This is a genomic window from Clostridium sp. Marseille-P7770, assembly GCF_902143525.1.
Classification (GTDB): Bacteria; Bacillota; Clostridia; order Lachnospirales; family Lachnospiraceae; genus Pilosibacter.
In genome coordinates this window covers 102,672-122,027 of sequence record NZ_CABFVC010000007.1, presented here as the reverse complement: position 1 = coordinate 122,027, position 19,356 = coordinate 102,672, and the positions used below count along the sequence as shown (strand labels likewise).

The 19,356-nt window shown below is 47.7% G+C and carries 17 protein-coding genes and 1 rRNA gene; 3 read left to right on the top strand and 15 right to left on the bottom strand.

What is annotated here, in order from left to right; translation table 11 throughout:
- The 3 genes from FN001_RS15805 to FN001_RS15795 all read right to left on the bottom strand — a co-directional run.
- A 16S ribosomal RNA gene (locus tag FN001_RS15805) occupies positions 1-217 on the bottom strand; the annotation flags it as partial.
- A gap of 569 nt (positions 218-786) precedes the next feature.
- Positions 787-1,041, bottom strand: a complete 255-nt coding sequence (locus tag FN001_RS15800; protein WP_142412475.1) for a hypothetical protein — start codon at positions 1,039-1,041, stop codon at positions 787-789.
- A complete protein-coding gene (locus FN001_RS15795; RefSeq protein WP_142412474.1) occupies positions 1,042-2,607 on the bottom strand; it encodes a hypothetical protein in 1,566 nt (521 codons plus the stop codon). It abuts the gene before it with no gap.
- Between the two features lie 442 nt (positions 2,608-3,049).
- On the opposite strand from FN001_RS15795, the gene FN001_RS15790 reads away from it, so the two are divergent.
- Positions 3,050-4,672 (top strand): flotillin family protein, encoded by a 1,623-nt coding sequence (locus FN001_RS15790; RefSeq protein WP_142412473.1) that lies wholly within the window; start codon positions 3,050-3,052, stop codon positions 4,670-4,672.
- A gap of 420 nt (positions 4,673-5,092) precedes the next feature.
- Here FN001_RS15790 and FN001_RS15785 read toward each other — a convergent pair whose 3' ends face one another.
- The 6 genes from FN001_RS15785 to FN001_RS15760 form a co-directional block, all read right to left on the bottom strand.
- Positions 5,093-6,571: a UxaA family hydrolase gene (locus tag FN001_RS15785; RefSeq protein WP_117503430.1), complete on the bottom strand. Its 1,479-nt coding sequence runs from the start codon at positions 6,569-6,571 to the stop codon at positions 5,093-5,095.
- Between the two features lie 7 nt (positions 6,572-6,578).
- Positions 6,579-8,078: a tagaturonate reductase gene (locus FN001_RS15780; protein ID WP_015552574.1), complete on the bottom strand. Its 1,500-nt coding sequence runs from the start codon at positions 8,076-8,078 to the stop codon at positions 6,579-6,581.
- 97 nt (positions 8,079-8,175) lie between these two features.
- The gene (locus FN001_RS15775) at positions 8,176-9,462 is read right to left on the bottom strand and encodes a TRAP transporter large permease (protein WP_142412472.1); all 1,287 of its coding nucleotides are present in this window, start codon (positions 9,460-9,462) and stop codon (positions 8,176-8,178) included.
- Positions 9,455-9,964, bottom strand: coding sequence for a TRAP transporter small permease (locus FN001_RS15770; protein WP_142412471.1), 510 nt, complete (start codon positions 9,962-9,964; stop codon positions 9,455-9,457). The genes FN001_RS15775 and FN001_RS15770 overlap by 8 nt, the downstream gene beginning before the upstream one ends.
- A gap of 85 nt (positions 9,965-10,049) precedes the next feature.
- The gene (locus tag FN001_RS15765; protein WP_142412470.1) at positions 10,050-11,150 is read right to left on the bottom strand and encodes a C4-dicarboxylate TRAP transporter substrate-binding protein; all 1,101 of its coding nucleotides are present in this window, start codon (positions 11,148-11,150) and stop codon (positions 10,050-10,052) included.
- Positions 11,151-11,261: 111 nt separating this feature from the next.
- A complete protein-coding gene (locus FN001_RS15760; protein WP_021905262.1) occupies positions 11,262-12,296 on the bottom strand; it encodes a zinc-binding alcohol dehydrogenase family protein in 1,035 nt (344 codons plus the stop codon).
- Positions 12,297-12,593: 297 nt separating this feature from the next.
- On the opposite strand from FN001_RS15760, the gene FN001_RS15755 reads away from it, so the two are divergent.
- Positions 12,594-13,277: a GntR family transcriptional regulator gene (locus tag FN001_RS15755; protein ID WP_142412469.1), complete on the top strand. Its 684-nt coding sequence runs from the start codon at positions 12,594-12,596 to the stop codon at positions 13,275-13,277.
- 145 nt (positions 13,278-13,422) lie between these two features.
- Here the strand turns inward: FN001_RS15755 and dusB are convergent, their stop codons facing one another.
- From dusB to FN001_RS15725, 6 genes are all read right to left on the bottom strand, one after another.
- Positions 13,423-14,382, bottom strand: a complete 960-nt coding sequence (dusB, locus tag FN001_RS15750) for a tRNA dihydrouridine synthase DusB (protein ID WP_015552585.1) — start codon at positions 14,380-14,382, stop codon at positions 13,423-13,425.
- Positions 14,379-15,161 (bottom strand): hypothetical protein, encoded by a 783-nt coding sequence (locus FN001_RS15745; protein ID WP_185911968.1) that lies wholly within the window; start codon positions 15,159-15,161, stop codon positions 14,379-14,381. The genes dusB and FN001_RS15745 overlap by 4 nt, the downstream gene beginning before the upstream one ends.
- A 95-nt stretch (positions 15,162-15,256) precedes the next feature.
- Positions 15,257-15,628, bottom strand: a complete 372-nt coding sequence (locus FN001_RS15740; RefSeq protein WP_142412467.1) for a DUF6145 family protein — start codon at positions 15,626-15,628, stop codon at positions 15,257-15,259.
- Positions 15,629-15,723: 95 nt separating this feature from the next.
- Complete coding sequence (locus FN001_RS15735) at positions 15,724-16,374, bottom strand: HAD family hydrolase (protein WP_142412466.1); 651 nt, start codon at positions 16,372-16,374, stop codon at positions 15,724-15,726.
- A 256-nt stretch (positions 16,375-16,630) separates the two neighbouring features.
- A complete protein-coding gene (locus tag FN001_RS15730; RefSeq protein ID WP_118298951.1) occupies positions 16,631-17,269 on the bottom strand; it encodes a cytidylate kinase-like family protein in 639 nt (212 codons plus the stop codon).
- 134 nt (positions 17,270-17,403) lie between these two features.
- The gene (locus FN001_RS15725; RefSeq protein ID WP_142412465.1) at positions 17,404-18,189 is read right to left on the bottom strand and encodes an N-acetylmuramoyl-L-alanine amidase; all 786 of its coding nucleotides are present in this window, start codon (positions 18,187-18,189) and stop codon (positions 17,404-17,406) included.
- A gap of 112 nt (positions 18,190-18,301) precedes the next feature.
- On the opposite strand from FN001_RS15725, the gene FN001_RS15720 reads away from it, so the two are divergent.
- On the top strand, positions 18,302-19,291 hold the full coding sequence (locus tag FN001_RS15720; RefSeq protein WP_185911967.1) for an AEC family transporter: 990 nt from the start codon (positions 18,302-18,304) through the stop codon (positions 19,289-19,291).
- Positions 19,292-19,356 lie beyond the last annotated feature (65 nt).

Below are 19,356 nucleotides of genomic sequence, written 5' to 3'. Positions count from 1 at the left end.
ACTGTACCATGTGGTACTGTGCGCTTATGCGGTATTAGCAATCGTTTCCAATCGTTATCCCCCTGTATGAGGCAGGTTACCCACGCGTTACTCACCCGTCCGCCACTCGGTAAATAAGAATCCATCCAAAAACTTCAACTCATTTACCTCGTTCGACTTGCATGTGTTAGGCACGCCGCCAGCGTTCATCCTGAGCCAGGATCAAACTCTCATGTTATAAGCTTTTACTTATACGAGGTCTTTCACGAGTATTACGTAAAAGCTTAGTTCGAAGCCGAAGGTTTCGAACTTCCTCGTTGAGTTGTCCAGGTTCAAAACTTAGCTTGGCTAATTTTTAAACCGTTCTACTGTTTTGTTAGGTTTTGTTCTGAATGTTCTCATTCATGGTCTAAACCAAAAGACCATTTTTATAAGAATTTTCAGGGTTTTACATACTGTTCAGTTTTCAAGGAACTGTTTTTCGTTGTTTCTATGTCTTAGAGACAACTCGTTTATTCTATCAAATCATGTTTGATTTGTCAAGAAGTTTTTTCAACTTTTTGAAGTGATTAAGAAGTTTTCCTAATGACTGTCAATAAGTTTTGCCCTGTCGCTCAAGGCGAGTATTATAATAACAAATCCCAGGCCCAAAGTCAACTGTTTTTTCCATTTTTTTCAAAGTTTTTTCTTTTGTGCGTGCAATATCTACATTTTGTTATTACCAATTCTTATAAATACAAAATGTTGTTTTTGGATGCGTTTTTCCTCTCAGCCAGAACCCTCTTCAGGTTCTGGCCGCTTTCCCGATCATCTTCTTATCGTCCACCATCCATACAAATTCATCCCAAACAGTACGACACCTACTACAACAAAGCATCCATATATTACTCTCTCTGCTTTCGTTTTACTCTCCCTGATACAAAAAATCAGCCAGACGACCCAGAAAATATCTGCCAGAAACATCATACTGCTTCCCCTAACCATGGTCGCGAGAATGAACATGGCATTTACAAACGCCCGGCCGCGTTCTGATCTCATGAACTTTCGTATCTTCTCAGCCATCTACACCTCCCCTTCCGGTAATACCTGCAGTGCATCCTGCACCGTGATGAACACCGGATCATCAGTCCAACTGCCATTTTTGCGGTTCTGAGCTGCCGTCATGACCGGGTACTGGAGCATGATCTTCTGGTGTACATAATTGAGCCAGGAATCGATCCACCACCCAGGTTCATTATTTCCCATATTATAAGCCACATATCCGCGGCAATTCTCGCCGCGATGAGGCATGGAAAACTCGGCAAAAATGCTGCTCGATTCCCTGCTCTGATAAAACGGCCAGTTTTCTCCCGTTTCATACGTGCTGTCTTCCAGTACCGCGTACTCCGCCTGATACGATGTTCCGTTTCTGTCATAGAGAACCTGCCCAGTCAGATCACCCTGTCCGATCCATGCGCTCCCGCTCTCCCGGTAAGCAGGAAAGAGCTGCAACGCCTCTGTCCCCCGGAAACGTACAGCTTCTGTCCAACGGAAATGATGGATCACCTTCCATGTTCCTTCTTTTTCCAGTTCCACGGCAACCCCGCTGAGTCTCAGTTCCTTCTTTTCATATTCTCTCGAATACTGCGTATAGCCATCCTGTGAAACTGCAACTTCCACTCCATCATTGATCGGATAATCATTTGTCTCAGTAAGAACCCGTCTCGCATTCCGGCATTCCAAGAGATCTTCCTCCTTCAGATCATCCAGGATCGTTTCCGGAAATCCAAGGGACAAAAGATGTGTCCGGATCTCCTCGCACTCCGCATTTGTCGTCGTCTCTTTCTCTGCCCAGTTCATACGGTACGAACCCAAAAATCCATATCCGATCAAAATCCCTACAGCCGTCACAAGAACAGCAGCCCACGCGCATTTTTCATTCGGGATCCGCTCCGGATATTCTTCCAGAATATATCCGGCTTTTTCCAGGCGTGCTGCCATACGACTGGTCGCCATAAGGATCTGGATATAGTTTGCCAGAAAAATAAGTCCAATGATAAGATCATTATAATTTCCGCCAGCGATATGTGCGAGACACGCGACAAGCGCATACCAGAGGATCATATGGATCAGATTGTTTTTTTCCGCCTTTTCACCACGTTTCTTTAATTCGATGGTTAAACCGTAAAAGAAACAGATAAAAATTAGCAGCGGCAAGATTCCAACGAGAATAGAAACGATCTTCCAAGCTTCTGCTGCTTCGATTCTTTCCCTGCCGATATATGTTCCAACGATCAGAAGAAATATCGTAAGAAGCAGTTTGATCCCTGCAAGCCCATATGCACTCCGAAACCATCGGTTTTCTCTCCTTAATCTCCGCAGTCCCAGAAAGATCATCAAAATACCGATCGAAGGCAGGATATAATTTAATAGAAGAAAGTTCAGCGTGATCACACACATTCCCATCCCAACCAGGATATTCTCATACGTCTGCTGCCAGAGACTTGTCTTTTGATCCACCGGCTTATTTCTGCCGTTTTCATACTGGTCTTTTGAGAGATGTCCAGCGCTTTCCTGCGGACTCTCTTTCACATTCTGTTCCTCTGCACTCTCCCAAAACGACTCCTGCATCCAGATTTTGGTATCCATGTGATCCCTCCTTTTTATCTCAGCCGAGAAAACTCCCACCTCTTTCAGGTGGTACGTAACAGTAAATTTGTCTCGGTGGGCGTTAGGTCTCCGAACATCCGAAGTTTTTTCGTATCCACAACCGCCACAATCCAGTCCATATCATATTTCGACACGATCCAATCCTTCTATCTATAAATATACCATAACTTCTTCCGCTATCAATCCACCGCGCTCAGTTTTAAGAAAAGTGTAATCTATGTGGCAATTTTATGGCATTCTGATTACATTCCTCTTACGTTTTCTTACACTTTGTTGTATCGTATTGTATTTTCTGATATTTTCTGATACTGTGAATTTAGCGAAAAGGAATATACCTTTTTATGTGACAGGAAATTCCTCAAACTTTTCTGTTACACATGAGAATTTTGCAACAAAAGTCAAGGTCCAGAAAGGAGTTTCTATGAATTTGAATCATCTGATCATCCCTATCACCATTGCAGTCATTCTGATTCTGATCCTTGTCCTCATCGCATGTGGATACGTAAAAGCTCCGCCGGATCAGGCTTATATTATTTCCGGTCTTAAGCATGACGCAAAGATCCTTATCGGACGTTCCGGAATCCGGATCCCGTTCTTTGAACGGATGGACCGTTTGTATCTCGGACAGATGACCGTCGATATCAAGACGGAACAGTCCGTTCCAACAAACGACTTTATCAATGTCAATGTCGACGCGGTTGCCAAGGTACGAATCACCCCGTCTCAGGAAGGGATCCGTCTGGCAGCAAAAAACTTCTTAAATAAGAAGCCCGAGGATATCACCATGGATCTTCAGGATTCCCTCCAGGGAAACATGCGTGAGATCATCGGTACTCTTTCCTTAAAGGAGATCAACACTGACCGTGATTCCTTCTCCGATCAGGTTATGTTAAAGGCATCCAAGGACATGGATAAGCTGGGAATCGAGATCCTGTCCTGTAATATCCAGAATGTCACTGACGACAATGGATTGATCCGGGATCTTGGTGCCGACAATACCTCAAAGATCAAGAAAGACGCTGCGATCGCAAAAGCCCAGGCAGACCGCGATATCGCTATCGCCCAGGCAGAAGCGAACAAATCTGCCAACGATGCCCGCGTACTTGCAGAGACAGAGATCGCGGAGAAAAATAATGAGCTGGAGATCCGTAAGTCGGAGCTTCAGAAGCACTCCGACACGAAGAAAGCGGAAGCGGACGCTGCTTATGAAATCCAGAAGCAGGAACAGGAAAAAACGATTCAGACAGCTACCGTAAATGCCCAGATCGCAAAGGCGGAGCGCGAAGCAGAGCTTCGGAAGCAGGAAGTTGCCGTACAGCAACAGCAGTTAGACGCGGAAGTCAACAAGAAAGCCGATGCGGAACGCTACAAGGTCGAGCAGGAAGCGGCGGCGATGCTTGCAAAACGCCAGCGTGAAGCGGAAGCCAGAAAATATGAGTTAGAAAAAGAGGCGGAAGCCATGCGTACAAAGGCAGATGCCGCAAGATATCAGGCGGAGCAGGAAGCTGCTGGAATCCGTGCCCGCGGTGAGGCGGAGGCAGCAGCGATCCAGGCAAAGGCCGTCGCGGAGGCGGAAGGTATGGAGAAAAAAGCGGAAGCTTACGCGAAGTACAATAACGCTGCTATCGTCGAGATGTTAGTAGGCATCATGCCGCAGATGGCCGCAGAGATCGCGAAGCCGTTGTCTTCTATCGAAAAGGTCAATATCTACGGAACCAGCGGTGCCGGCGGCACAAACGGCAGTGGAGTCAGCGAGATCTCCGGAAATACAGCTGCTGTCATGCAGCAGGTTTTCGACACCATGTCCGAGGCCACCGGTGTAGATTTTAGGGACATTCTGAAGGCACAGACATATGATGCGAAGGTGAACCGGAACATTAATGTCAGCGGACTTACGATCCCAGCTGTACATAGTGAACAAAACACAGTTCCCGCAGCCGCAGGATCTGAAACCGATACTTCCGTTTTAAGTTCCGGAACGGGTGATTCAGCAATGCCTTCCACACCGGCCGCAGAAACAGTTCCGGAGAATCATACACCGTAATTACATTTTATAGTCCCGCTCTTTACTCAACTTAGTAAGTGTTGACTTACAGACTGATTCCAATCGTCATACCCATACTCCCCCTACTTTCCCCCCCGGCAGTGCCTCTCACAGGACACTGCCGGGGGCTTTTAATATAGGACGATCCACACAGCCCCCCACACAGAACCTGCTGCAAGCAGCTTGTTCGGACGCTCCATAAAATGAATGTGCCCTGGCATATTCTCGCACCCCGCGCGGTCGCTTGTGACAATCTACATCCTCGCGCGAGTGCATATCATTGGTACGTGAGTGCCTTTTTATATAACAGGGAATTCTTCGGAATTTCCTATTACTCAAAAAAAGACACCCGCTTCCGGTCATCTCTGACCAGAAACAGGTGTCTCTATAAGGGAAACATAAAAAATTGTGAAGCTGTTATTACAGCACAACACCGTCTTTAAAAATGGAGATCTCGCGGAAACCTTTCTCCTCAGCTTTTGTCTGTTTTCCGCCGGCAACCTCGATCACAAGCTGCAGAAGTCTCTTTGCAGCGTCATCGATGGTCTCGCCGTCAGCGATCGGACCAGCATCGAAGTCGATCCAGCCTTTCTTTCTCTCCGCAAGCTGGCTGTTTGTCGCCAGTTTTAAGGTCGGAGCCGGTGCACCAAACGGTGTTCCGCGTCCTGTTGTGAACAGGATCATGTGCGCTCCTGCAGCCGTCATGGCTGTTGCGGATACCAGGTCATTTCCCGGTCCGTAAAGCATGTTAAGGCCTTTTGTCACTACAGGATCACCGTAGCCGATAACGTCCATGATCGGAGCTGTACCGCCCTTCTGAACGCATCCGCAGGATTTATCCTCAAGGGTAGTGATACCGCCCTGCTTGTTACCCGGGCTCGGATTATCGTAAACCACCTCGTGATGGCTGATAAAGTAGTTCTTGAAGCCGTTGATCATGTTGACCGCTTTGTCGAATACTTCTTTATTGACACAGCGGTTCATTAAGAAACCTTCTGCGCCAAACATCTCCGGAACCTCTGTAAGCACAGTAGAACCGCCTCTGGCTGCCATCATATCGCTGAAACGTCCGACCGTCGGGTTTGCGGTGATGCCGGAAAGTCCGTCGGAGCCTCCGCACTTCATTCCGACAACAAGCTCGCTGACCGGAATCGGCTCTCTCTCAAACTGCGCCGCGTATGCGGAACATTCCTCGAGAAGCTTTCTTCCTGCCTCAAACTCGTCATCTACTTCCTGACAGGTCAGGAATTTTACGCGGTCATGGTCATAATCGCCAAGCTCTTCCAGGAACTGCTCGTGGGTCAGGTTCTCACAGCCAAGTCCTAATACGAGGACAGCGGCTGCGTTCGGATGACGGACAAGGGCTGCAAGAAGCTTTCTTGTCTGTGCATGATCTGCACCTGTCTGGCTGCAGCCGAACGGATGCGGGAATGTATAGAGTCCGTCAATGGTGCCTTTCACAAGGTCCTGATTATCGCGGACCATTTTCTTTGCGATATCATTGACACAGCCAACGGTCGGAATGATCCAGATCTCATTGCGGATCGCCGCGCGGCCGTCTTTTCTGCGGAATCCCATAAAGGTCTCCGGCTCCACTTTTTCCGGGAAGTCGAGGGACGGAGTATAGGTATACTCCATCTCTCCTTCCAGATTTGTCTTCACGTTATGGGTGTGCATCCATGCACCAGCCTCTGCGTCTGCTGTCGCGTGACCGATGGCAAAGCCGTATTTGACGATATTCTCACCGTTTTTGATCGGTTTTAATGCGATCTTGTGGCCCTGTGGGATGTCCTCAAGCGCTGTGACTGTGATGCCGCCTGCAGTCACCTCTTCACCCTTTTTGATCGGGTGAAGAGCGACTGCTACATTATCCAGTCTGGAAATCTGAATTACTTTCATATGTTAATTAAAGGCAGCTTGCAAATGCAGCCTTTGCTCCTTCCGTGCGAATCTTCTTAAGGTCAGCGACAACTTTCTCCTCAAGACCAGCGATCTTTGTGAGATCCTGATCCCACATCTTCTCGTTTGTGAGAACTGCGTTTACAAGAGCCTCTGCGGAGTCATCCTTGTGCGCATAGTAGAACTCAAGTGCCCATCTGTCATCGCTTACCGTGTACTCGTTGCCGGCCGGACGCTTGCAAACAAGACCTGCGTCTGTCAAAGCCTGAATGTCATTGCTGTAGAATGCGATATATGCAGCTAAGGACATGGTCAGGCACTCCGGAAGCTTGCCTGTCTCTTTGATGTACTCAAGGAAGGACGGCATATTTCTTGCTTTCCACTTAGATGTGGAGTTTAAGGAGATGCTCATTAACTCATGGTCAACGAACGGGTTGTTGAAACGATCCTGTACTGCGGAAGCAAACTGCATTAAGTCGTTCTTGTCAAGCGGAAGTGTCGGGATAACCTCATCGTAGAGCATCTTGTTCATGAAGCCCTTGATGACCTCGTCATGCATGCAGTCACGAACGATGTTCTCGCCTGCAAGGTAAGCGCCGAGTACGAAACCTGTGTGAGCGCCGTTTAAGATTCTAACTTTTCTCTTCTTGTACGGGCTCATATCCGGTGTTACGAATACTTTGTCGAGAAGTCCTGCTTTCTTGAATGGAAGAATGTCGTTTAACTTCTCATCGCCTTCGATGACCCAGACGCCGAATACCTCGCCGACATCGGTAAGCGGGTCAGCGTAGCCATTCTTCTGCTCAAGCTCAGCAACCTCGTTTGCGTCTTTGATGCGGCCCGGAACGATACGGTCTACTAAGGAACCGCAGAAGGTGCAGTCTTCGTTTACGTACTTCTTGAAGCCGTCCTCAAGTCCCCACTGCTCGATGTACTGGTTTACGCACTTTAAGAGCTCTTTACCGTTGTTGTCGATCAGCTCGCAGGCAAGCATGATGATGCCTTTCTTACCTGCTTTGTAACGATGATAGAGAACCTGAGTTAATTTTGCCGGGAAGCTGGACGGCGGGCAGTCATCCTGTTTGCAGGACGGATCATACTGGATACCAGCCTCTGTTGTATTGGAAACGATGATCTCAAGGTCGTCGCTTGCAGCAACTTCCATCATTTTCTCGTAATCTTCTTTTTCATACGGATTTAAGCAGCGGTTTACGCTGGAGATCACTCTCTTTGCGTCTACCTTCTGTCCGTTCTCGCTTCCGCGAAGGTACAGTGTGTAGAGACCTTCCTGCTCGTTGATCATCTTTGCAAGACCCGGAGCGATCGGCTGTACCAGACAGCATTTTCCATTCCAGCCTGCTTTCTCATTTGCAAGGTCGAACCAGTAATCTACGAAAGCACGAAGGAAGTTTCCTTCTCCGAACTGAAGAACCTTCTCCGGTGCGTCCTTTAATACATATCCATCATAACCAGATTTTTTGAGAACATCATAATTTAAGCGTTCCATAATAATTTCCTTTCTTCATATAAAAGAATTCATGGTATATAAATCAAAACTGCCAGACGGGGCATCATACCGATCCCCATCTGGCAGCAAGTTTACCCTAATAGAACAGATTTACAAGGAATGTGGTAAACGGCTCGACCCAGGTAAGGAGCATCAGGTTGATAATAAGCAGGATGTAGAACGGTACTGCTTCTTTGATGAATGCCGCGGTCTTACACTTTGTAATAGAGCAGGTTACGAACATCAGGGTTCCCATAGGCGGTGATAATGCGCCGATGGCGTTATTGAAGATGTAGATCATTGCGAACTGGATCTCGTTGATTCCGTACTGTGCAGCGATCGGCGCAAGAAGCGGAACCAGAATGATCATGGAAGCGTTACCTTCGATGAACATACCTACGATCAGTAAGAAGATGTTTACAACGATCAGGAATACATATTTGCTGTGGATGTTTGCAAGCATCCATGCTGTCAGCGCCTGCGGGATTCTCTCTTTTGTGAGGATCCAGGAGAATACGGACGCAGCGGATACGATGAGCATGATGGAAGCTGTCGTGCAGACAGTCTCCTTTAAGCCCTGGATCATATCCTTGACGTGCATCTCATGGTAGATAATTCCCAGAAATGCAGCGTAAAGAATTGCAACTGCTCCGGCCTCGGTAGCTGTGAAGATACCGATACGGATACCGCCGATGATGATGATCGGAAGGAGCAGCGGCAGAATTGCTGGTTTTAAAGCGGTCCAGAACTTGGACCAGGTTAATTTCTCTGTTGTTAAGATACCATATCCACGTTTCTTGGAGACAACGCCTACAAGGATCATCATAGAAACGCAGAGGAGACCTCCGACACCAAGACCGGAAATAAACAGCTTACCGATGGAAACATTTGCGATACATCCGTAAAGAATCATTGCGATTCCCGGCGGGATCAGCGGTGTGATCATGGAGGAAGCGGCTGTTACAACGCTGGAAAACTCCAGAGAGAAGCCCTTCTTCGTCATCTCCGGAACCATCATTTTGGACTCCATCGCTGCATCGGCGATGTTGGATCCGGAAAGTCCGCCCATAACGGTGGATAAAAGTACGTTTACCTGTGCGAGACCGCCAGGAAGACGTCCTGTTACAACCTCACAGAAATCCATGATCCTCTTTGTAACACCGGTGTAGTTCATGAAGATACCGGCACAGACGAAGAACGGGATCGCCATAAGGGAAATTTTCTCAGTACCAATGATTGCCTGCTGGGCAAAGATAACGGTATTGATTCCCGGGTTCATAACGAAATAAACCATGGAACCGCCGAGGACAGCGATGAATACCGGAACCTTAAAGAAAAGAAGGACCAGCATCACAATTGCAGATAACATTAACACATTACTCATTGCTGCTTGCTGCCTCCTTTGCCTCAGATTTTACGCCGTGGAACAGGGCGTAGAAATAGCTGATGATCATATCGAAATAGGATACGATCGCAATACCGTATACCCAGGAATACGGGATCTTTAACATACTTGTGGAACGTCCGCTCTTTACGAACACCTGGATGAAACCGATGCTCTGCATGAACAGATATCCGATTACGACTACAACTACGATGGAAATCAGGATTTCCATGATCTTCTGCATGCTCTTCGGCATCAGGTCAACGATCATCTCGATCGCAACATGGTTGCCGGAGCGGAATGCTGCGCCTGCGCCTGCAAATACGATCCAGACCATACATGAGGTCTGAACCTCCTCAAGCCATGTAAATGGTGCGTTGAAGATATATCTCCATACAACGCCAAGGAATGTCAGGACGATCAGAATCGCAAGAATAATGGAAGCAACAACGATATCAAGATTCATCAGGATCGCTGAAGCTTTATTTTCTTTCTTCTCCATAGATTTTCAGACTCCTATCAGGGAAACTGCCCCGGCGGATAAATCCGCCGGGAACAGCTACTTTATGCATTTACTGCAAAATGGATTATTCAGCACCCATAGCCTTTTTAACTGTGTCATAGAGGCCATCGCTCCAGCCAAAGTCAGCACCCATCTCATAGAACGGCTGTGCTTTCTCCTTGAATCCGGCAAGAACTTCCTCAGACGGCTCAACAACAGTTACGCCTTCGTCTTTCATCTTCTGAAGGTACTCAGCGTCAGCAGCCTGCTGAACTTCGTTGTTGTACTCACCAGCTTCTTCTGCTGTCTCAAGTAACCATGTCTGCTGCTCTTCCGGAAGGCTGTTGAACCAGTCAGCGGATACAACCCATGTTGTGAAGTTCTTTACATGTCCGTCAAGGATTAAGTATTTTGCAACCTCGTGAAGCTTTCTGCCGTACAGAGTTGCAAGCGGGTTCTCAGCACCGTCGATAGTCTTTGTCTGAAGAGCCTGATAAACATCACCAAGTGCCATACCTGTGGATGTTGCGCCAAGTACATCGAAGCCCTTGGACTGGATCTCGTTGGACGGAACACGGATCTTTAATCCCTTTAAGTCATCAACTGTGTTGACCGGAACGTTTGTAAGAGTATGTCTCTCACCGTAGATCCAGTTGGAAGCGATGATCTTTAAGCCTTTTTCTTCAAGCTTGCCGCACTGCTCTTTGTACCAGTCGGAATCAACCAGTTTCCAAACCTGATCCCAGGAATCAAACAGGAACGGTCCGAATACGATACCGAAATCCGGTACACCGTAGTCAGCGTAGAAAGCACCGTCTGCAAGTGTGCAGACATTCTCGCCGAGAAGCATGGAATCGATTAAGGAAGACTTATCGCCAAGCTGGGAATCCGGGTAGATCTCGATTGCCATCTTGCCGCCGGATTTCTCTTTGATGATCTCCTGAGCTTTCTCCCAGCCCTGTCCAACCGGCTCGGAAATGGAGTTCTCGAAAGCAACCTGGAGAACTGTCTCAGCATCGGAAGAACCGTTATCTGCTGCGGCTGCTGTTGTATCTGCTGCTGCAGCTGCTGTTGTCTCGGCTGCCTTTGTTGTCTCTGTTGTGGAAGAGCTGCTTCCGCAAGCGGTAAGTGTTGTTGCTGCCATAGCACCTGCCATGGTTAATGCCATAACTTTTTTGAGTTTCATAATGTTTCCCTCCGTTTTTGTTTTAAAAACATTTATCCGGTCCTCTGCCCGATCCCCATCTGACAGAAGACCTCGCACCCCGTTTCCCGGGGAAAGCTTCATGATTTTTGATTATTTGGAAATCTTGGAAAAATCAAATACAACCTTTAACATATCGCCCGGGTTGTGAGCAAAGTCATCGAATGCCTTTGCAGCATCATCAAATGCATATGTATTTGTGATGATCTTGTGAAGCGGTGCCTTGCCTGCGTTCACGATATCGATCAGCTCTAAGAAGTCCTTCTTTAATGCGTTTCTGGAACCGAATACATTTAATTCCTTCTTCTGAATCAGTGTGAAGTTGAAGTCAAGGTTCTTCTTGCCGACTCCGATCAGGACCATGCGGCCGCCAAAGCAGCATGCATCGATACAGTTCTGGAATGTGGACGGAAGACCAACTGCCTCGATCGTTACATCAAAGCCGTTTCCGTTTGTGATCTCAGCAACACCTTTCTCGAAGTTTTCCGGAGAATCATTTAATAAGGTTCCATCAACACCGAAGTCTTTTGCCATCTCAAGCTTACCTGCGGATACATCGGAGATGTAAACGGTAGCGCCCTTCGCTTTCGCTGCGATCGCTGCGAGAACACCGATGGTACCAGCGCCGACTACGAGGACTTTGTCTCCCTCTTTTACGTTTGCACGGCTTACACCATGGTAGCTGATGCAGAACGGCTCGATTGCTGCAAGAGTCTTTGCGTCCATTCCCTTACCGTCATATACGCGCTCGATCGGCATTGTAATGTACTCCTGGAAAGCACCGTCTCTCTGACATCCCATTGTCTGGTTGTCCATACATGCGTTTACGATACCGTGCTCGCAGGAATAGCAGTGTCCGCAGTTGAAGTACGGGTTGCATGTTACTATCATTCCCGGCTTGATGCCGTACGCGTTGTTCTCATCTGCCTCGATAACCTCAGCGGAGAACTCGTGACCCGGGATTCTCGGGTAATCAAAATATGCAAATGTTCCACGGTAGGAACCAAGATCGCTTCCGCAGATTCCACCGTAAAGGATCTTTAATAAAACTTCTCCTTCTTTTCTTACCGGCATCTCTACATCTTTAATAGAAACCTGACCCGGTGCGTCAATATACATTGCTTTCATCGTTGTTTCCTCCTTAATTTTACGATTTTTGCCTTCTGTATAATTTTCTAAAATCAAATCTGTTGTATTCTTTGTTGTATACAACAGATTATAGTACTTTTTACACCAATGTCAATAAGTGTTAAGAAATTTGCACCACTTTTGACTTTTTCAACAAAATCGAGCTTTTTGGCTTGTGCAAAACGCCAATTGACGTTTTTAGCAAAAACCGTCGACATCTGCTTGAAAACGATTTTGTTTTGTGTTAGTATGAATCTATATATTCTTTTATTGAGAAGAAAAAGACAGGAGTCCATTATGCCTAAAATTAACCTGAAAACCCTGGCGTACAATGCGATCCGTTCCAAGATCGTCACTTGTCAATATGCGCCGGGTACTTTTTTGAATGAAGAACAGCTTACCACTGAATTATCTCTAAGCCGTACCCCGGTGCGGGACGCGCTTGGACGTCTCGAACAGGAAGGTCTTCTGGAAATCCGCCCGAAATGCGGAATTCTCGTTCGTCCTCTGACATTAAATGACATTGATATGATCTTTGAAGTCCGAATGATGTATGAGCCTTATGTCCTGACCCATTACGGAGCAAATCTTTCCGTCTCCGCTTTGAATGAATTCTATGATATTTTCAAGAAATGGGATCCTAACAAAGAAATCTATCGGGACAAGGATTCCTTCTACGACCTCGATTATCGCTTCCATGCGTTGATCATGTCCGCCTGCCCGAATGAATTTATCAACAGAAGCTACGATACGATCCAGACACAGAATGAGCGTTTCCGATATATGACCGGAAATGTTTCGAATTTCCGTCTGGAGGCGACCTTCAAGGAACACATGGCAATCGTAGAACCGTGCCTGAAAGGTGACTGGGAAAAGGCAAAAGAGCAGCTCATCTACCACCTTGAACAATCAAAAGCTTCCGCGTTCCGTCTTGTTGCAAACGCCGAGACAAACAACCTCGCACACCGTATGACTCTTTAAACACTCAAAACCACAAAATCCGGATCTGGTATCTTCTGAGGAACCAGATTCGGATTTTCTTTGTTCTTTCAAAATTTGCTGTGATGACAACTGTTTTTATTGTCCGTATGTCATGTAAACAGGTTGAAATTACTTTAGTAGGATTTTATAGTCTCGTCCCGATCAGCTCCGTCAGCTCCTCCAGTGTCGCAACCGAATTGATCTCATTTCTTAATGCCGCAGAATTCGGATACCCGGCGGTATACCAGGCGACGTGCTTCCGCATCTCCCGCATTCCCGCCAACTCGCCTTTAAACTCCATCATCATCTGGCCATGGCGCAGGATCATGGCTTTCAGCTCCTCCACGGAAGGTCTCGGGAGAAGCTCGCCCGTTTCGAGATAGTGGGTGATCTGCTTAAAGATCCACGGATTTCCCTTCGCACCCCGGGCCACCATGATCCCGTCACAGCCCGTCTCCTCCACAAGGCGCTTCGCATCCTGCGGTGTAAAGACATCTCCGTTTCCGATCACCGGGATCTTCACAGCTTTTTTGACCTCGCGGATGATATTCCAGTCAGCTTTTCCAGAGTAATACTGCTCTCTCGTTCTACCATGGACAGCCACCGCCGCCACACCGGCACTCTCGGCGATCTTTGCGATCTCCACGGCGTTGATGCAGGTATCGTCAAAGCCCTTGCGGAATTTCACAGTCACCGGCTTTTTCACCGCTTTCACGAGTTTCGTAAGGATTTCCTCCACCAGCTTCGGATTTCTCATGAGGGCAGAGCCTTCACCATTCTTAACGATCTTCGGCACCGGGCAGCCCATGTTGATATCAAAAATATCGTATGGACCATCCTCCAGGCTCGCCGCGATATCCGCTACAATATCCGGATCAGAGCCAAAAAGCTGCAGGGACACGGGACGTTCCCGCTCATCCACCTTTAAGAGCTCCTGAGTATTTTTATTCTTGTAGAGGATCGCCTTCGCGCTCACCATCTCCATGCACACCAGACCTGCTCCCTGCTCCCTGCAGAGGATCCGGTACGGCATATCCGTCACGCCCGCCATCGGGGCGAGGATCACATTGTTTTCAAGTTCCACATTTCCGATTTTTAACGTCATTGAATCAAAACTCCCTCTGCGTTTACGTACCGTCCGTCCGGCGCATAAGCGTTGGTTAACATGTCTCCGTCTGGTTTCTGGAAGTAATACCAGCTGCCCTGAGAGTTGACCCATCCGTATGCCATCGTTCCGTCCGTGTTCAGGAAATAATATTTTCCTTCTTTCAAGAGCCAGCCCGTCTGCATAGCTCCTTTGCTGTTTAAATAGTACCAGTTTCCATTGACATTTTGCCAGCCGGTCTGCATGATTCCATACATATCCAGCAGATATGTCTTTCCATCTACATAGCCCCACTGACTCGAGACCGGATTTCCGTCCGGCTTATATAAGGCCCATTTCCCGTCAGCGCGCTGTCTCCAGCTGCCGCCGCGGTAGGTATTGTGGATGTAGATCGTGCTGTTTTCTGTTTTTGCGTACTGCTGTGCCGCCTCGTTTCCCGGGCCTTTCGAGTACACGTAATCTTTCTCGCTGTCAAGACCGCCGCCCGGATTGGAACCGGACGCTCCGGGACCGACATTGGAAGTCCAGCCGTTGTTGTAGGCCGGGTTGTTTTCCGGCTGCTCATGATAATATATGATATCATGATCCTCCATGCCCGGACCAATGTTGAAAGCATAGGGAGTCATTCTCGCAGCACTCAGAACTGTTATGCCGAAAAGCGCGGCGCCGACATTCTTGATAACCGCTGTCTTCATATCTTTCCACGCGTTTTTATGATTCAGACATGCTGTATTGTTTCTGATCTTATTTATTCTGTTTTTTCGATCCATTCTTCTCATACCGTGTCCTCCGATACGGGATATTTGTTTCGCTTCTACACCAGTAAAACCAACCATTAACAGTTGCCGTGGGGATTCGAAAGCAAATACAAATTTTATTCTCCCTCTTTTTCCAGCTGGTCTTCCAGCTTATCGCCGCGAAATACCACGCGGTAGAATAACTCCAGGGATTCTAAAAGTTCTTTTTTTTCTCTCTGGTACTGGCGGATCTTAAGGCCGCTGCCGATCTCATCGAAGAGATAATCCTGGTCCTCCGCTTCCACACGGAACTCGAGGTTTCCTTCCGGGGTGAATTCGAGGAAGAGGATACCGCCCACATCCTCAGTAAAGAGGACGCACATGATCTGAAGTTCCTTTTTGATGTTTTCCGGGAGAAGTTTGAATTTTTCGTTGAAGTAATATTTCTGCTGGTATGAGTTTGCGCCGCAGAGGATGATGTTTTCCTGTTTATTATTGTTTTCTGCCATGATATATGTTTGCTCCGTTTCCTGTCATATAGTGTGATTTTTATATTGTTATATTACCTGTCCAGTCTTTTTTAAGCTTAGTTGTTTCGCGAAACTTACAGGTATTTTAAAATATCAGATATCGAATCGATATGATAATCCGCCTTACTCTGGTCGAATCCGAACCGGTCATCTTTAAGGCCTGCGATCGACATTCCGGCGCGGTATGCCGCCTCGATGCCCACGGTAGAATCCTCCACAACAAAGCACTCGTCCTCACGGATTCCCAGAGTATCCGCTGTATAGTGATAGATCTCCGGATTCGGTTTGCTCTGTTTAAACTGTTTTCCGCTGACGATGAGGTCAAATTCCGGGCGCATGCCAACCTCTTCAACAATCCTGGAGATCAGCTTTGGTCCGGTCGACGATACAAGTGCGACAATATATCCCCTGCGTTTTAATTCCTGCACCGTTGTCTTCATCTCCGGGCGAAAGATCTTCCGGTAATCGATCTGGCTGTAGATATCCCGGTCCGCCCACTCTCTGATCAGCTTTTCCCAGTTTTCCCCGTTATTGACGGCCTGCTCCATGACAGTCCAGCTGTCCTGTCTGCTCCGTCCCACCATCGGGTTGATATCTTCCATTTTCACCGCCGGATTCTTCTCCTTCGCGAATTCCAGCAGATACTTCATATATACAAATTCACTGTCTACCATGACACCGTCCATATCAAAAAGGACGGCGCGGATCGGGCGTGTGATCTTCATTTATTGTTCCTCTCCTGTTACATTCCACAAATCAGATTTTCCAATTCGAAAGCTCCGTATCAAACAATTCCGCCTGTGGATCCTGCTTTTTTCAAATGTCTGCCCTTTTCTCATTTCCGGAGCAATTTTTCAACCGTTTATCTCCAACGCATGATTACCTGCAGAACCCGCCACCGGCAGTTCCCTGCAGATACATGGCACAGAAAAGAAAAAGGCGGCCTACGATCAAGCCGCCTATATTCTATCGTATTTCCCTCTATTTTGCAATAAGTCCGCGCATTTTCAGATAGTCGATCACGCACTCCACCATCTCATCGTAGGAAAGTTTTGTGGTATTGATCATCAGATCATAGTTTTCCAGATTCTCCCAGCTCTTTCCGGTATAATAACGGTAGTAATCACGGCGTTCCCGGTCGATCCGTTTGATATTCTTTAAGATATCTTCCTCCGGGAAATATCCCTTTTCACGGACCTTGTTGATCCTCTCCTCGATCTCTGCGTACACGAAGATTCGGACAAGATTTTCCGTCCCGTCGAGAACATAGTCGGCGCACCGACCGATAATAATGCAGGATTCCTCCTGCGCCAGTTTTCGGATGACCGATGACTGAAACCGGAACAGGTTGTCGGAGGAGATCAGGTCAGATCCCAGAGACGGGGTTCCGTTTTCCGGAATCAGGGAGTGGATGATCCGGTATAACAGCTTATTTCCGGCTTTTTCATCAGCAAGGTGGAAATAGCTCTCGCGGATCCCGCTCTCCTCGGAGGTCATCTTTAAGATCTCCTTATCGTAAACATGGAGCCCAAGACGCTCACCGAGACGCTTCGCCATCTCCGCTCCGCCGCTTCCGTACTGTCTTCCGACCGTGATCACAAATTTTTTATTCTCAGCCATAGATGCCTCCTTCTTCCCCTTCTGCCTTTCGGCAGTTGTACCTAAAAAAACGCGGGAATACTTTTTATTCTATCTGTATTTTAACATATCTCCGCAGGAATTTTAAGTCTTTTTTGCGATGTTTTCAGTGTTTTTCAAGTTTTAACAAGTAATGTCGGATATCCCAGCTTTCGAAGCTCCTGCTCCTGCCGCACAGCGTTTTCCATGTTCCGGAATGCCCCTGCGCGGACATAGTAAAATCCATCCTTAAAAGTCATGAACGCAGGGAATCCCTGAGCTTTCAGCCGTTCCATCTCCCTTTCCGCGTTGGTCCGCACCCGGTAGATGCCGGTCTGCACCATATAGAATCCCGGTTCCTCTACATCTGACGTCTGCTTTTCCTGCTCCGCAAACGTCCGCACGATTCCATCCGCGATCGCATCTGCGGTCTGTCTCATATTTGCATCGAAGAAATCATTGTCGTTCTCATTATCGATAAATCCAACCTCCACGAGAACCGCCGGAAGCGCCGTGTCCCTGAGGACTACGAGATTTGGCCGCTCGCTGATCCCCAGGTCTTTCCAGCCTGTCTTTGCAAGTTCCTTATTGATATTCCTCGCAAACGTCTCTGCATCGCCGCCCCTCCCGAAGATCAGACTCATCGTCCCGGAACCTGTTCCCGGCACCGGCATGGCATTCCGGTGAATGGATAAAAACAAATCTGCCGCAGACCTGTTCCCGATTTCCGCCTTCTCATATGGACTGTTGTATATATCACCGATCCTCGTGTACTCCACCCGGATTCCGCGCTGTTCCAGAGCATTTCCGATATCATAGGCCAATGCCAGCGTATCGTCTTTCTCCCGTCTGTTCCCATATACCGCTCCCGGATCACTTCCGCCATGTCCCGGATCAATAATGACACTGTTCTGCTTTGCCAAAATTATTCTCCCTTTTTCATGGATTTATGATATCATATTCATAAATTACCAGACCTGCGCCATCCATGTCTTAAAACTTTTTCTGGCAATCTCACGAAAGGATCTCATTACTATGCTAATCGTATTCAACCAGATGATAAGTCTCTTTCTCTTAATGCTCACCGGCTATCTTGCCAATCGCTTCGACGTGATCGATAAGACCTTTGAGTCGAAGGTTTCCCGTTTTATCGTCAATATCTCCCTGCCTGCAACAATCTTAAACGCGGTTACCGGATCAGACATGCCCCATGATCAGGAGATGCTGCCGATCTTTATTGCAGCGGTCTCCATCTTCCTGGTGGCCCATGTGGTCTGCCATTTTATCCAGAAGATCATCCGCTGGAATCCGACCTATGAGCTCATGCTGAACTACAGCAACCTCGGCTTCATGGGAATCCCGATCATCTCCACACTCTACGGTGGGGAATATGTGCTTCATGTATCGATCTTCATGATGACCTTCAATCTGAGCCTGTTCAGCTACGGGGTATATCTGTTATCAAGAGATGCCTCCGAAAACAGATCCATTCCTGCCGCTGCAGCTTCAGGAAAAGTACTCTCGCAGAGTCCAGATTCCGCTTCAGAATCCGGTCAAAAAACATCCGGTTTCAGTGTCAAAAAGCTGCTCTCCCCCGGAATCCTCTCTGCATTTCTCGCGATCGGCATCTATCTTCTGGATATCCGCCTCCCGCAGCATGCAGTGAGCCTCTTTTCCACCGTCGGCGCCACAACGACACCGCTCGCGATGATCGTCATCGGTTCCACGCTGGCAGGGGTAAAGTTTTCCACGGTATTTACCGACAAGGAATTATACCTTTTTTCCTTCCTGAAACTCCTGGTCCTTCCGCTGATCACGTTCTTTGTCCTGAGATTCTTCATCAAGGACCGCACGCTCTTAGCGATTTCCACGATTCTCTCCGGCTGCCCGATCGCCGGAAACGTGTCGATGCTCTGTATGGAATACAACCGGGATGTAACTCTTGTTTCAAAAGGAATCTGCATCTCCACTCTGCTTTCCATGATCTCGATCCCTGTCGTGGCAGCGCTGGTCGCAGTCCTGTAATATACGACAGCCAAAAAGACATCCGAATGAGAAATACACATGGTATCTCCCATCCGGATGTCTTT

Bases quoted from the DNA above. Each gene is read 5' to 3' on its own strand.
- FN001_RS15800 (WP_142412475.1), bottom strand. From the start codon at position 1,041: ATGGCTGAGAAGATACGAAAGTTCATGAGATCAGAACGCGGCCGGGCG.
- FN001_RS15795 (WP_142412474.1), bottom strand. From the start codon at position 2,607: ATGGATACCAAAATCTGGATGCAGGAGTCGTTTTGGGAGAGTGCAGAG.
- FN001_RS15790 (WP_142412473.1), top strand. From the start codon at position 3,050: ATGAATTTGAATCATCTGATCATCCCTATCACCATTGCAGTCATTCTG.
- FN001_RS15785 (WP_117503430.1), bottom strand. From the start codon at position 6,571: ATGAAAGTAATTCAGATTTCCAGACTGGATAATGTAGCAGTCGCTCTT.
- FN001_RS15780 (WP_015552574.1), bottom strand. From the start codon at position 8,078: ATGGAACGCTTAAATTATGATGTTCTCAAAAAATCTGGTTATGATGGA.
- FN001_RS15775 (WP_142412472.1), bottom strand. From the start codon at position 9,462: ATGAGTAATGTGTTAATGTTATCTGCAATTGTGATGCTGGTCCTTCTT.
- FN001_RS15770 (WP_142412471.1), bottom strand. From the start codon at position 9,964: ATGGAGAAGAAAGAAAATAAAGCTTCAGCGATCCTGATGAATCTTGAT.
- FN001_RS15765 (WP_142412470.1), bottom strand. From the start codon at position 11,150: ATGAAACTCAAAAAAGTTATGGCATTAACCATGGCAGGTGCTATGGCA.
- FN001_RS15760 (WP_021905262.1), bottom strand. From the start codon at position 12,296: ATGAAAGCAATGTATATTGACGCACCGGGTCAGGTTTCTATTAAAGAT.
- FN001_RS15755 (WP_142412469.1), top strand. From the start codon at position 12,594: ATGCCTAAAATTAACCTGAAAACCCTGGCGTACAATGCGATCCGTTCC.
- dusB (WP_015552585.1), bottom strand. From the start codon at position 14,382: ATGACGTTAAAAATCGGAAATGTGGAACTTGAAAACAATGTGATCCTC.
- FN001_RS15745 (WP_185911968.1), bottom strand. From the start codon at position 15,161: ATGAGAAGAATGGATCGAAAAAACAGAATAAATAAGATCAGAAACAAT.
- FN001_RS15740 (WP_142412467.1), bottom strand. From the start codon at position 15,628: ATGGCAGAAAACAATAATAAACAGGAAAACATCATCCTCTGCGGCGCA.
- FN001_RS15735 (WP_142412466.1), bottom strand. From the start codon at position 16,374: ATGAAGATCACACGCCCGATCCGCGCCGTCCTTTTTGATATGGACGGT.
- FN001_RS15730 (WP_118298951.1), bottom strand. From the start codon at position 17,269: ATGGCTGAGAATAAAAAATTTGTGATCACGGTCGGAAGACAGTACGGA.
- FN001_RS15720 (WP_185911967.1), top strand. From the start codon at position 18,302: ATGCTAATCGTATTCAACCAGATGATAAGTCTCTTTCTCTTAATGCTC.